This window comes from Thalassospira sp. UBA1131, from assembly GCF_002311515.1.
In the GTDB taxonomy this organism is placed as follows: Bacteria; Pseudomonadota; Alphaproteobacteria; order Rhodospirillales; family Thalassospiraceae; genus Thalassospira.
Genome location: NZ_DCAO01000011.1, coordinates 13508 through 26716, shown reverse-complemented (window position 1 = coordinate 26716; position 13209 = coordinate 13508). Strand labels below are relative to the sequence as shown.

Genomic DNA, 13209 nt, shown 5'->3' with positions numbered 1-13209 from the left:
ATACATGATGGCAAGTGCGCCTTCGGGGTCCCAATCCATGGTCCAGGGCTGATCGACAATCAGGGTAAAGGGCATCAGCATCAAGGCGGCAAATGTCAGGATCACAGCCGTCGATCCGATGCGCGGCTGATCACGCAGATTGCGCGCCACAAGCGACGAGATCGCATAACCGATTGCGGCAACCAGAATGGCCAACTGGAACAGGAACTCGCCCCCCAGTCCCGACAGCGTTTCCGGCCCGACCAGCACAATCACGCCAATCGTTCCCAAAATCACCCCGACGACCTTGCCGGTCGAAAGCTTTTCATCATGGGTGAAGAAATGCGCCAGCACCACCGTGGTCAGCGGTACGGTCGACATCAGGATCGCGGCCAATCCGGCATCGACCTGTGTTTCGCCAAAACTGATCAGAAAGAACGGAATGGCATTGCCAATCAGGGCGACCATAAAGGTCGAAATCCAGGCACCCCGCCCCTTGGGAAGTTCGGATTTACGAATAGCTGCGAAACACCAAAGAACAAGCGCGGCAAAGGACAAACGGCCACAGGCCACCACCAATGGCGAATAGGCATGCACGCCGATCTTGATGAAGGTGAACGAGCTCCCCCACATCAAGGCCAGCAGCAACAGCAAGCCATATTCACGAATTCCCGGACGTTTCATTTTATCAGCCCATTTTTGCCATACTTATTGGGCCTTATCGCGATCACGAACAGACCAGATCAAGCGTTAAGACCCATACGCTTTTTAATCAAGGAAATACCTTTTCACAGATTTTGCCCCAATAACAGCACGCTGCAGGCCGCTGAATGCAGTTTGCGAAATTCTCGCATAGATGCCCTGCCTTAAGGCAGATCAAAGCGTTTCAGAGATAAAAATGAAAAAAAGTCACCATCGACATAGAATAGTTATTGCGAATGAATTGCAATTGCATTACATTACGCATAACAAAAAAATCGGGATATGAGATGATGAGTTATGTTGATCAGGAATTGACGGTCGAAGACATGCTTGCCGACCCGATCGTTCAGACATTAATGCGCTATGATGGCGTCTCTGCCAGTGATGTTCGTCACACGATCGAGCAGGTAAATCAGAATCGGCCGGAAAATCCGGTGGATGGCGCACATGCCGACGCATGGGTAACCACCAACCCTGTCAAACCGGGGCTACACAACACGGCGGCGTAACGCACCTGCCCACCTCGGCTGGTGCTACCGGGTGTTCAGCGCCCAGTCATATTCGTAGTCGGCGATATCAAGTTCTGTGGTATCGCCCAAAGCTTTCGTCAGCTCCGACCCGGCGAATTTTCTCAGATGCGCAATGAATTCCGCATCGCTTTTCCCGAAGTCATCCCGATACCAGTCATACAAGCTTGAAAGCACAAGGCCACCATCGGCATTGATGCGCACCGCACGCGGATGGTTGATGAAATCACGCGCCGCCTGATCAAGCTGCGCTTCAAGTTTGTCCGCATCAAAGGCCTCCGGTGCCAGTGCCGGGCAACCGATGGACGCACAATTGACCACATAATGAATGCGCGCATCGCGCCAGATCGGGCGCAGGATGCGGTGTTCGATATCATCAAGGCTAAGCGTCCTGCCCTCGACCGTGATCAGCTTTTTGCCCCATGGGCCAGAAGACAGCAACGATGAAAACAGCCCCGGAGAAATATCAATATCGCGGATGCTGTCGACCGGATAATGATCGAGAACCACCTTGACGGTCAGCGCATTATACAGGTTCACCCAATAGGCAAATTGTTGATCCCGGTTGAGCGCATCGACGTTGACCTTGGTCATGGCATCGACATAGCCCGCGACCATACCTGCCCCGCCATCACGACCGGCTGCAGCATAATCAAAACTGGTCACACCGGGTTCATGTTGGGTCACATAGCGATCCAGCACCGACTGCCAGTCGCCATGGTCAATCTCGACCGTACTTTGTGGGTCATGGGCCTGCCAATCCGGCCATAAATCGGCATTCGGCGCAGCGTGCACGGGGTGCACAGTCACAACAACCGTGAAAGCAATTAGCACAAAGGACAGAGCAACACTTAACGCACGCATGATCACCAAACCAGATTTCAACAGATTTGATCCCACCTTAACCGCTGCGGGCGAAACCGGCGCATCAAACCGGCGTGATCACTCTCATCACGCCCGGTCATCCCCTTGACCGGCTTATATACATTTAACCCCAAGTTGGGTTATACTGATCCCTATGATACAGGCAGGTGCAATACAGGTTATCCCCGGCAGTGGCGGGCAACTTGGTCAGATTATTGCCACACGCGCCCTGCTCGGCTCCGGGAGCCAACCGCCGACCAACGGGTCGGGCGGAACAGTTGCGTCTGCGCCGCAAACATTGCCAGCCGCCGTTGCGCTTGTCCCGCTGTCGAGCACCATCGCCGCCACACAAGCTCCGGCAAACGGACCTTCGGCACGGGCAGAGCAAGCAAACCCGTCGCAATCCTCCAGCACAGGCGACCGCCAACCGGCACCATCACCGGCGCCTGCGCAAACCGCACCGGTCAACAGTGCGGCCTCAGTTGTCACCATTATCCAACAGCTTGATCCGCGCGACATTCATGGTGCCACACCAGACGAAGCGAATACCCAAAGCCCGGCACAACGCCAGCAGCAAGAACGCGAAGCCACCCCTGAAAACGCGCGCCAGCCCACCTCAAACCCGGCGCTTCTGACCGCGTCGGAGCGCGAGATTGTGCGCGAACTCAGTGCCCGCGATGCAATTGTCCGGACAGAGGAAGAAAGCCACCAAACCCTCGCCGGGGCCAATGCCGGCATGATCAGCTATAGCTATACCGCAGGCCCCGACGGGCGGCTTTATGCCACCGGCGGCAAGGTCAGCATCCGCCCCATTCAGGGCCTTGATGGTGTGGCAGCCATCGCCAATCAGGCCGCCATTTCGCGTGCAGCATCCGTGCCTGGGAGTTCGGCGGCTGATTTCAATGTCGCCAAGGGCGCATCAAAGAACATCTCGGCAATGATCGCCTCACAGGCCAGTGCGGCGGCAGAAAGCTATCGCATGACCCTTGGCCTCAATGCCGCGCCGGGCAAAGTTGATCTCAGCGGTTAGCATCAGCGCCACCTCCCCCGTCATTCCCGCGCAGAGCCTGTGCCCGCGAAGGCGGGTACGGGAATCCATTATCTGCCACGACATAAAGATTTCGGCCCCTCGCTACGCGCCGTCCGGAATGACGATACTCCAACAAAAAAGCGGCCCAGATGGAGCCGCTTTTGTTTTGTCATGCGTTTGCGCTTAGGCGTAATGCCAAAACACATCAAAGCCCGGATTAAACACCGTTACCGGGCCTTCGCCGGTTTCGATCTTCTCGGCGAACTTGGCGGGGTCAGCGCGTTTTTCCAGCGTGATCTGATCGCCATTGATCGGCAGGCCGTAATATTGCGGCCCATGGATCGACGCAAAGCCTTCAAGCTTATCGAGCGCCCCTTCTTCCTCAAACACGTGGGCTAAAAGCTGCACGGTGTTGTTGGCGGTAAAGATACCAGCACAGCCGCAGGGGCTTTCCTTGCGTTCATCGGTATGCGGCGCTGAGTCTGTGCCAAGGAAGAAACGCACATCACCCGATGTTGCCGCCGCCCGAAGCGCCAAACGATGCTTTTCACGCTTGGCGACTGGCAGGCAATACATATGCGGATGAATGCCGCCGACCAGAATGGCATTGCGGTTAATGATCAGATGATGGGTCGTGATCGTCGCGCCCAAATTCTTGTCATTGGCTTTGACATATTCGACACCGTCTTCGGTCGTGATGTGCTCCATCACCACGCGCAGCTCCGGCAACCGCTTGCGCAGCGGATCAAGAACCCGGTTGATAAACACCGCTTCACGGTCAAAGATATCAATATCGGGATCGGTGACTTCGCCGTGTACACACAGCGGAATGCCAAGCTCTGCCATGCGCTCCAGCGCTGGCATGGCATTATCGAAATTGCGCACACCACTGTCCGAGTTGGTCGTGGCCCCGGCCGGATAAAGCTTCAGTGCCGTGATCACCCCGGCCTTATAGCCTTCCTCGATATCATCTGGATTGCTGCCCTCTGTCAGATACAGCGTCATCAGTGGCGTAAAATCATGCCCCGACGGGATGGCTGCGGTAATCCGGTCGCGATAGGCCACGGCATCGGCCGTCTTGACCACCGGTGGCACCAGATTGGGCATGATGATCGCGCGGGCAAAATGTTCCGACGTCTCGCCAATAACACCTTTCAACATCTCGCCATCACGCAAATGCAAATGCCAGTCATCGGGACGGCGAAGGGTAATGCGATTGGTCGACATGCGGCGATCTCCTGGCAAGCAATGAACCCGTTTGGGTAATATGGAGCGTTACCTAGCAGATTGGCTCAAAATAGTGAAACATGAATCGGGAGCGTTCTCTCATAGAAAAGCACGAACAGACTTTAAGCATTGGGTTCAAGAGTTCCACACTTGCGCATAAGAATGGACTCATTCTACCACTTCTCGAATTGAATTTGCCAATACTGCCATCTGGTTGTTAGCCTGATGTTGTATGTGCGTCATTCCATGGCGCACGGCCTCTTCCTCATCGACCGCAGCCCGCATAGCAATTTCAGAAGCTACCTCGTCGACCATTCTCCATCTTGGTTGGATCTCAGTGCCTCCAACAACAAAGAAGATTCCTTGTTCGTACAGAGACTTGAGCTCTCGAACAGCGGGCTCAGATCTCCTGACAGAGACTTTAAACTCTTCACCGTATATCTGCCATACGTAATACAAAGCAAAGTTCTCTCTATCGGAAAGCGCCTTCAGATTCCCAATAACTTTTTCTCGTTTATCTTTTATCAGCTTCTGCTCTTCTATTTTTCTTAATTTGTTAGTTCTTAGCGCCTCAATACCAAGTGTCAAAACGTCGACTAAAAGAGAAATGATAAGCGCAAGAGCTGACACCTTTAGTCCGTATTCGAACCAGTCACTTAATGTTGAAGCTGGAATTTCAATCAATTCATACAAATCCAAACCCAACAAGACGCACACGCTAATTAGGGCGGTGAGTTTGATTCTGGATTTACCTGATAGAATTGCGACAACCGAAGACAGCAAAATCAGAGCACTCTCAAGTACCTAAGAACAGAAATTCACTCTATCAAAGTGGCTACTATATTCTTTGACTAAATGTTTGTGATACACAATCTAAATCGCAAAAAAGCTAGGCATTTGTGCCTGACCTTTTCGCAATGAACGGGAAAAGGTGTCGGATTAAAAAAAGGGAACAGATTTATTTTTCTGCCTCATCTTGTCAGCCGACCTTTCTAAGTTCTGTTTGTCGCTTCTGTCACGCCAGCGAAAGCACCGGCCCCTCAAGCAGATCCATCAGTTGGCCGAAATATCCGCCTGATCGTGCCGGCGACGTCGGATCAGAGGTGATGGCCACCGCCAGGTCCTTTTCCGGATGTGCCGCGATGATCTGGCCGCCATAGCCGCGTGCGATAATGAATCCGCTGCGGCTCAGGAACCAGCCATAGCCATACGCGAGGCCGGAATAAGGTGATCGCGTGTGGGCCTGGGTTGATTGGTCTATCCAGTCGGCCGGGATGATCTGATCGCCATCGAAACGGCCTTGGTCCCGCATCAGGGTCGCGATGCGCAACATCCCGCGCGGTGTCATCGCCATCTGGTTCCCGCCGAAATAATAGCCTTGCGGATCCCGTGTCCAAGCTGGAATTTCAATGCCGAGCGGCTGACCAAGGACAGCGCGTGCTTGTTCCAGCAGGCTTTTTCCTGTCGCAACCGTTAGCACCGCACCAAGGATATGCGTGGTGCCGGTGGAATAGATCATACGCCTGCCGGGGGTTGCGACCATCGGTCGGCGCAGCGCAAAGGAAACCCAGTTATCGGAATTGACCCAAGCGCCGTAGTTACGCCCTGATGTGCCCTCAAGCCCGGCCCGGAGCGTCACCAGATCTTCGATGGTCAGGTCTTCCACACCGGGGGTGGCATTCGAGGGAATGATAGACGGCGCGATTTCGCCGATGGTGGCGTTGACCGAGGGGATCGCCCCCTGTGCGATCGCGTTGCCGGTCAGCAGACCGATGATGCTTTTCGAGCAGGACTTGATGTTCGCAACCCGATCCAGGCCAGGCCCGCGCGGCGACTCAGAAACGATGATCTCGTCACCGCGTTGCACCATGATCGCATGAAGCTGGGACATGTTCGCAATCCGCGAACGGATGTCGGACGGCGTTTCCGCGAAGGCCCTCGCCACAAAGGGAGTGGCCATAGCACCCACAAGGGTCACTGAGAAGGCACGGCGGGTCAGCATCGGATGGGGTCTGTCGCTCGGCATATCCATCAGTCCTTGGCGGTCGGGATCACATGCGCACTCAACCTTCCAGCCAAGCAAGCCAGAAGACATATTCCTTATCTGGAATTAATTCGTCAGGAATGTGACATCGGATCACAATCGGACAAGCCCGGGGCCCCGGGGTCAGAAGCCGGGGTCAGGACCTAGACACTCACGGCAATATCCGAAAATGCTTCGCCTGCCAGTCTTTGCGCAAAGGCACGCTCGAGCCCCTGCTCAAAACCGCGCGTGTAGCCCTCGGTATCAAACAGCGGCTTGGTCTGGCGGTTCACGTCAAGTTTGGTGCGGATATCGGACAGCATGTCCGGGTTTTGCGCGAGCTTGAGGATGAGTTCCTCATAAGCCTCTGGCGTCTCGGTGACCAGTTCCGGCAGACCGACCGCCGACAGCAGGCTGGCAGCAACGCGGGCCGCAAACTGTTTCCCAGCCAGTGTCACCACCGGCAATCCGGCCCACAGCGCGTCGCTGGCGGTCGTATGGGCGTTGACATGGAAGGTATCGATAAACAGATCGGCGTGACGGAGGCGCGCGAGATGTTCGGATTGCGGCATGTACCCGGCAAAGACCAGACGGTCACCCGAGATACCGTGCTTTTCGGCAGCCGCGCGCAAGTTTTCCTTGGCGACATCATTATTGCACCAAAGCCAGAGCACGCTGCCCTCCACCTTCGCCATCACCCGCATCCAGATGGCAAATTCGGTTGGCATGATTTTGTAATTGTTGTTGAGACAACAAAACACAAAGCCATCCTCGGGCAGGCCAAGCTCGGCCCGTGTCATCGCCTTTGTCGAAATCTCGCGGGTATTGTCATTGGGCTGATAGCAATCAGGGAGATAAATGATCTTCTCATGATAACCGCCGCGCTGTTTCGGCGGAATGACGACCGGGTCGGCAACGATATAGTCGATAAAGTCCGTTCCAAGCGTGCCGGGATAGCCAAGATAACTGATTTGCAGCGGTGCGAGCCGGGCGGCAAACGGCTCCAGCCGGGTATCGCGGGTATAGCCCTTGAGATCAATGGCGATATCGAGGTTCTGGGCCCGCGCAAGCGTGATCAGATCGCCATCGGACATATCGCGCACATCAAAGAACTGATCAACGTTATCAAGCACCTGATCACGCTGCGCACCATCCTTGTTCTTGCCATAGCTGAACACGAAGATTTCGAACTTTGATCTGTCATGATGGCGCAAGATGCCTGCCATTAGGAACATGGTCGCGTGATCATGAAAATCGGCCGAGAAATAGCCAAGCCGGATTTTGCGGCCCTCCGGCGACGTTGGCTTGATCGTTGAAACCGGCGCTGCTGGCGGCAACAGGCTTTTGGCAAAGTTGCGCGACCGGGCAAGCTGATGGGCCGGGTTATCTTCAAACGGCAGAAGCGGGAATGGCAGGGCCGCATCGCCCGTGATGCCAAGCTGAGCAGCATGTTGCGCAAACAGATCACAGGCCCGCCAGTCGCACAGGTGGCTTTGTTCGCGCAATTGTTCGACAATGGCCGGGACGTAGCCAGGCTTGACCGCAAGTGCACGTTGATAGGCCTCAACCGCCTCTGGCAGGGATTTAAGCGCGGCCATGGTTTGACCAAGCCCGTACCAGGCTTCGGCCAATTTCGGCTGCAGCTTGAGCGTCTTGAAATATTGCTGCTTGGCGTCGTCAAGCAGGTCACGTTCGCGCAGCGTATTGGCAAGGTTATAGTGCGCATCAACATAATCGGCCTTGCGCGCAATCGCGTTCAGGTAACAGGCTTGCGCCTCTGCAAGCTTGCCGGCATTTTTAAGGATATTGCCAAGATTGTTGTGCGCCTCGGCGAACTCGGGGGTGCGCGCGATCACCGCGCGATAGCATTCCTCGGCCTCATCGAGTTTACCCAGACGTTCCAGAATGACCCCAAGGTTGCTTTTGGCCGCCACCATATCGGGCTGCAGGCGGACAACGTTTCGCAAGGCCTGCTCGGCATCGGAAAGCAGGTTCAGGTTGCTGCTCACCGCGGCACGGAAGTTCCAAAGCTTGGCGGAATTGCCATACTGGCCCAAAAGCTGGCCTGTCATGGCGTGCACATCTTGCAAACGACCGGCCTGATAGGCTTGCGAAAGTTTGGCAAAAACCTCCGCCGGTGGCTCGGTCGCGCCGGACGCAGCACCCTTTGCAGACGCCGCAACCTTGACCGGGCCGCTGAGCTCGGCAAGGGCCGTTTTGACCCGCTCGTTTTTTGGATAATCGGCAAGGATGGCTTCATAAAGTGCGCGCGCCTCGGCCATTTCACCTTTGCGCATATGCGCCTTTGCGCGCTTCATTGCCTGATCAACTTTGAGCTTCGCCATGCCGCCCCATATCGCCCCGAACATTGATATTTTCGGGCAGTCTAGTCGATCACCCGCCAAAGGCAACCGGGGCTGCGGCAAAAAGGCGCGCAAAAGACAAAAGGCCAGGCATTTCTGCCTGACCTTTTCACAAATGGGGCGAGTGATGGGACTTGAACCCACGGCCCCCAGTGCCACAAACTGGTGCTCTAACCACCTGAGCTACACCCGCCATCGTGTGGCGCGGTTTATATGGCCCGAGGCCCCCAACGTCAAGCGCATATTTTCAATTTTTTAGCCCGATTTCCGCCAAGTTGTTCAAAGCACCGATTTTTGCGGGGTTGAGCAATCCTGATCGGGATTCTTTGTCCTTTCCTATCCGTAAATTGAGCACCCCACCCGTCTGAACATCTTGCATCCATGCTCACATGGCTTAATTAGGGTCTGAAATTTACTGAATGCTTGTAATGGCATCAGAACGATCAAGAAACGCAAGGAAATCGCCGAAGCGCGGGGCCATCCCCGAGCAAGGTGATTGACGAGGCAGATCGCAGATTGTTCTGATGTCCTTCGGATCGGAGGCATTTGCACGGGCTATTGCGTCGCTTCACCTTGAAAGGCAGTGAGCCTTTCTGCGGTAAAGCTCCTGATATCCGCACAAATGCCTCGCGACCATTTCAAGCATTCAGTAGATTTCAGACCCTAATCTGGTTCAATAACAGGCTATTGCCACAAATGCAGGTTACCAAGACACCATATATAAAGGGTTGCTTGCCTGTCTTGGCATGGAAACGGCCGAATAATAGAAAAACAGACGGAGTATCGGAATGAAGTGGGGCATCCTTAGCACCGCTAAGATCGGCACGGAAAAGGTCATCCCGGCCATGCAGGAAAGCGATCAGCTTGAAATCCTGGCGATTGCCGGTCGTGATCTTGAAAAGACCCGTGAGGTCGCTGAAAACATGCGCATTCCGCGCGCCTATGGTTCGTATGAAGAACTGCTGGCTGATCCGTCAATCGAGGCGATCTACAATTCCCTGCCCAACCATTTGCACGTCGAATGGACGATCAAGGCGCTTGAGGCCGGAAAGCATGTGCTGTGTGAAAAACCGATCGGCCTTGATACCGAAGATGCCAAACGCCTGATTAGCGCCCGCGACAAAAGCGGCAAGCAAGTGCTTGAGGCCTTTATGGTCCGCCATCATCCGCAATGGCTTGAAGCCCGCAAGATCGTCGAAAGCGGTCAGATCGGCACACTTACCACCGTGCAAAGCATCTTTACCTATTTCAATGCCGATCCCAATAATGTCCGCAATAAAAAGGACATTGGCGGCGGCGGATTGCTTGATATCGGGTGCTATTGCATTGTCGGACCGCGCTTTATCACCGGCAAGGAACCCGTCCGCGTCGTGTCGCTGATGGACAAGGACCCGAAATTCGGGACCGACCGTTTGGTATCTGGCATGCTTGATTTCGGATCCGGCCTGCAGGCAAGCTTTGTTTGCGGCACCCAATCCGCCGCCGTACAGCGTGTGCATATTCTGGGCACCGAGGGCCGGATTGAAATCCTGATGCCGTTTAATGCCGTGCCGGAAAACGAAGCCGTCATTCGCGTTGCTGGTCAGAAACAGCCGGGCTTTGACGACGCGCGTGAAATCAAATTCCCGGTCTGCAACCAGTACACCCTGCAGGGTGAAGCCGCGACCGCGATATTTGCCGGTGAAAGCCCGGTCGATTATCCGATTGAAGACGCAATTGCCAATATGCAGATTCTGGATGCATTTGCCCGCTCTGCCAAAACCGGCAGCTGGGAAATGGTCAAATCCTGATCAACGTATTGCCGATACTCAAATGAAAAGCCGGGGGAACCCGGCTTTTTTTTTTCGTACTCAAGCGCCGGAAAACAGGGCGGATTTGGCCTTGAGCCGCGGGAACATAAAGTCATTGAAGGCCCGAACGCGCGGAACAGCCCTGAGATCGCGGTGCATCAACATCCAAAGATCATTATCAAGCCCGTCAATCGCATCACCAAGGACCACGATATTGTCAAATGCCCCGGTAAGAAACATAGGCAGCACTGCATAACCCGCCCCGGCATTCACCAGCCGCGCCACATTCAAAAGTGAATTGCTGCGCATCGCGACATGCTGATCTTGAAAGTGTTTGTCGCGCCACTGGGCGGCCTTGATATGGGCAAGACTTTCATCACAGGTGATCCATGGCCCATCGCCATTCTTGGGACCCCCCATGCCCGTTGCGGCACAAACCACCGACCGGATCGGGGCAATTTGCCGCCCGACCAGATTTTCATTCGGCGCATTGCTGGGCCGGATGGCGATGTCTGCATCGTGACGGTTGAGATCATAAAACCGGTTATCGGTCACGACCTGTACGGTGATTTCCGGATAGGCCTGCGCAAACGCCGCAAGATCATCTGCGAGCACGGCATGAAGCAACGTATCGGTCGTGGTCAGGCGCACCGTGCCTGATGGGCGGATATCCTGTCCGGCCAGGGTTCGGGCAAGCACGGCCATTTCGGCTTCAAGCTTTTCGGCCGTTTCGATGGCCGCCAATCCCGACGAGGTTGGTTGATAATCACCTTGTTGCCGCTCAAACAGCTTGGCACCGATGCGACTTTCAATATCAGCCATACGGCGAAACAGCGTGGAATGGTGAATACCGGTTTGTCTGGCAGCCTGCGTGATGCTGCGCGCCCGCCCCACCGCCAGCACCAGTTTCAAATCATCCCATTCCAGCATGTGACATCCTCCGAACGCGCCATCCGATCATTCGCATTATTGCACATACAATTCGATTTATCGCAAATTTACTTCGTGCAAACGCACATAAATACTGATCCCATCAACCAACGATATTCCTGATGGAGATTGGAAAATGACCAGAACCATTACCCGTGACGAGCTTAAGGCCGCCCTTGGCACCGCCAATGCCCCGACCCTGATCGAAGCGCTTCCGGCGCGGTATTATGTTGATGCCCACCTGCCCGGTGCGATCAACATTCCCCATGATGCGATTGATGAGGGCGTCAAACAGATCCTGCCCGATCTGGATGCGCCGATTGTTGTCTATTGCGCCAGCGGTCCGTGCAAGAATTCCGGCATTGCCCAGATGGCCCTGACCAAGCTTGGCTATAGCAATGTGCGCGATTATCACGAAGGCAAGAATGACTGGCGCGAGGCGGGCCTGCCGCTTCAGGGACAGGGCACACTTGAACAAACGGCCTGACACCATCGCCCTCGCGCAACCAAAACGGGCCGACATTTCCATGTCGGCCCGATGTTCTTTCAAATGCCTTGTTTTGCGCCCACGGCTTACTTGGCAAAAGCCTTTTTCATGCGCGCAATCGCCTCGGCCATTTTGGCTTCGTCCTTGCAGAAGCAGAACCGCACAAAGTTGCGCACGCCGCCATCTTCGCCCTGATAGAAGGCCGATACCGGGATTGCGACCACGCCCGCTTCCTTGATCATGATCTGGCAGAACTCGACATCGTCGCAATCATAGCCAAGCGGGCGGAAATCGCAGGTGATGAAATAGGTGCCCTGCGAATCAAGCACATCAAACCCGACTTCCTTAAGCCCCTTCATCAGGTAATCACGCTTGGCCTGCATTTCGGCGGTGAAGTTTTCGAAATAGGCATCATCCTTGTTAAGCCCATAGGCGACACCGTGTTGCAGATCGGGTGCGACGGTAAAGACAAGGAACTGATGCGCCTTCTTGATCGGTTCCATCAGCTTTGCACAGGCTGTGATATAGCCAATCTTCCAGCCGGTCAGCGAGAAGGTCTTGCCCGCCGATCCGATGCGCACGGTGCGCTCATGCATACCCGGGAACGTCATCAACGGTTTGTGTTTGCGCCCGTCAAAGACCAGATGCTCATAAACCTCGTCACAAAGTGCAATCACATCATGCTTGATGCACAGATCGGCAATGAATTGCAGCTCGTCATCGCCATAAACCTTCGAGCACGGGTTCTGCGGCGAATTCAGCAGAATCAGCTTGGTTTTTTCCGAAAAGGCCGCCGCCAGTTCTTCGCGTGGCAATTCCCAGTGCGGCGGGGTAACGCGCACCAGCTTGGGAATGCCGCCCGCCAGCTTCACCATCGGAAGGTAGCTGTCATAAAGCGGTTCAATCAGGATGACTTCATCACCGGGCGCGACCAGACCAAGAATCACATCGGCCAACCCCTCGGTCGCACCAACGGAAACCAGCACTTCTTTTTTCGGATCAACCTCGATGCCATAAAACCGTTTATTGTGGTCGGCAACGGCCTGAAGCAGCTCGGGCACACCAGCCAGCGGCGGATACTGGTTGGACAGTTCCATCAATGCCCTGGCGGCGGCTTCGCGAATATCGGCCGGGCCATCTTCATCCGGCGCACCTTGCCCCAGATTGATGGCCTTATGTTTCTGGGCCAGTTCGTTCATCACTTCGAAGATCGTGATCCCGCCCGAAGCGAAAAGCGGATTGCCGACGAATTCGGTCATGAGGCGTCCTTTATATTATGGTCGTTCA

At 55.0% G+C, this 13209-nt stretch carries 12 protein-coding genes and 1 tRNA gene; 4 read left to right on the top strand and 9 right to left on the bottom strand.

Translation table 11 applies throughout. The features are described 5' to 3' along the window. On the bottom strand, positions 1 to 663 hold a 663-nt coding region (locus tag B3Z49_RS01525; RefSeq protein WP_296987774.1), incomplete at its 3' end, for a DMT family transporter. Between the two features lie 305 nt (positions 664 to 968). On the opposite strand from B3Z49_RS01525, the gene B3Z49_RS01520 reads away from it, so the two are divergent. Beyond that, positions 969 to 1190: a hypothetical protein gene (locus B3Z49_RS01520; RefSeq protein ID WP_296987773.1), complete on the top strand. Its 222-nt coding sequence runs from the start codon at positions 969 to 971 to the stop codon at positions 1188 to 1190. A 24-nt stretch (positions 1191 to 1214) separates the two neighbouring features. Here the strand turns inward: B3Z49_RS01520 and B3Z49_RS01515 are convergent, their stop codons facing one another. Continuing rightward, positions 1215 to 2093, bottom strand: a complete 879-nt coding sequence (locus B3Z49_RS01515) for a DUF547 domain-containing protein (protein WP_296987772.1) — start codon at positions 2091 to 2093, stop codon at positions 1215 to 1217. A 133-nt stretch (positions 2094 to 2226) separates the two neighbouring features. Here B3Z49_RS01515 and B3Z49_RS01510 point away from each other — a divergent pair, with 133 nt between their 5' ends. After that, positions 2227 to 3102 (top strand): putative metalloprotease CJM1_0395 family protein, encoded by an 876-nt coding sequence (locus tag B3Z49_RS01510; protein ID WP_296987770.1) that lies wholly within the window; start codon positions 2227 to 2229, stop codon positions 3100 to 3102. 183 nt (positions 3103 to 3285) lie between these two features. Here B3Z49_RS01510 and pyrC read toward each other — a convergent pair whose 3' ends face one another. The 5 genes from pyrC to B3Z49_RS01485 all read right to left on the bottom strand — a co-directional run bounded on the left by pyrC (position 3286) and on the right by B3Z49_RS01485 (position 8908). Beyond that, positions 3286 to 4329 carry a dihydroorotase gene (gene pyrC / locus B3Z49_RS01505; RefSeq protein ID WP_296987768.1) on the bottom strand — a complete coding sequence of 348 codons (1044 nt, stop codon included), beginning with the start codon at positions 4327 to 4329 and terminating at the stop codon, positions 3286 to 3288. 168 nt (positions 4330 to 4497) lie between these two features. Continuing rightward, entirely contained in the window at positions 4498 to 5022 is a 525-nt protein-coding gene (locus B3Z49_RS01500) for a hypothetical protein (protein ID WP_296987766.1), read from the bottom strand. 322 nt (positions 5023 to 5344) lie between these two features. Beyond that, positions 5345 to 6220, bottom strand: coding sequence for a serine hydrolase domain-containing protein (locus tag B3Z49_RS01495; protein WP_296987765.1), 876 nt, complete (start codon positions 6218 to 6220; stop codon positions 5345 to 5347). 296 nt (positions 6221 to 6516) lie between these two features. After that, a complete protein-coding gene (locus B3Z49_RS01490; RefSeq protein WP_296987764.1) occupies positions 6517 to 8697 on the bottom strand; it encodes a tetratricopeptide repeat protein in 2181 nt (726 codons plus the stop codon). 134 nt (positions 8698 to 8831) lie between these two features. Next, positions 8832 to 8908 (bottom strand) — tRNA-His (locus B3Z49_RS01485). A 595-nt stretch (positions 8909 to 9503) separates the two neighbouring features. Here B3Z49_RS01485 and B3Z49_RS01480 point away from each other — a divergent pair. Then, the gene (locus B3Z49_RS01480) at positions 9504 to 10505 is read left to right on the top strand and encodes a Gfo/Idh/MocA family protein (protein WP_296987762.1); all 1002 of its coding nucleotides are present in this window, start codon (positions 9504 to 9506) and stop codon (positions 10503 to 10505) included. Positions 10506 to 10565: 60 nt separating this feature from the next. Here the strand turns inward: B3Z49_RS01480 and B3Z49_RS01475 are convergent, their stop codons facing one another. Then, positions 10566 to 11435, bottom strand: coding sequence for a LysR family transcriptional regulator (locus B3Z49_RS01475; RefSeq protein ID WP_296987760.1), 870 nt, complete (start codon positions 11433 to 11435; stop codon positions 10566 to 10568). Between the two features lie 136 nt (positions 11436 to 11571). On the opposite strand from B3Z49_RS01475, the gene B3Z49_RS01470 reads away from it, so the two are divergent. Further along, positions 11572 to 11922 (top strand): rhodanese-like domain-containing protein, encoded by a 351-nt coding sequence (locus B3Z49_RS01470; protein WP_296987758.1) that lies wholly within the window; start codon positions 11572 to 11574, stop codon positions 11920 to 11922. 86 nt (positions 11923 to 12008) lie between these two features. Here B3Z49_RS01470 and B3Z49_RS01465 read toward each other — a convergent pair whose 3' ends face one another. After that, the gene (locus B3Z49_RS01465; protein ID WP_064782391.1) at positions 12009 to 13181 is read right to left on the bottom strand and encodes an aminotransferase; all 1173 of its coding nucleotides are present in this window, start codon (positions 13179 to 13181) and stop codon (positions 12009 to 12011) included. Between the last annotated feature and the right edge of the window lie 28 nt (positions 13182 to 13209).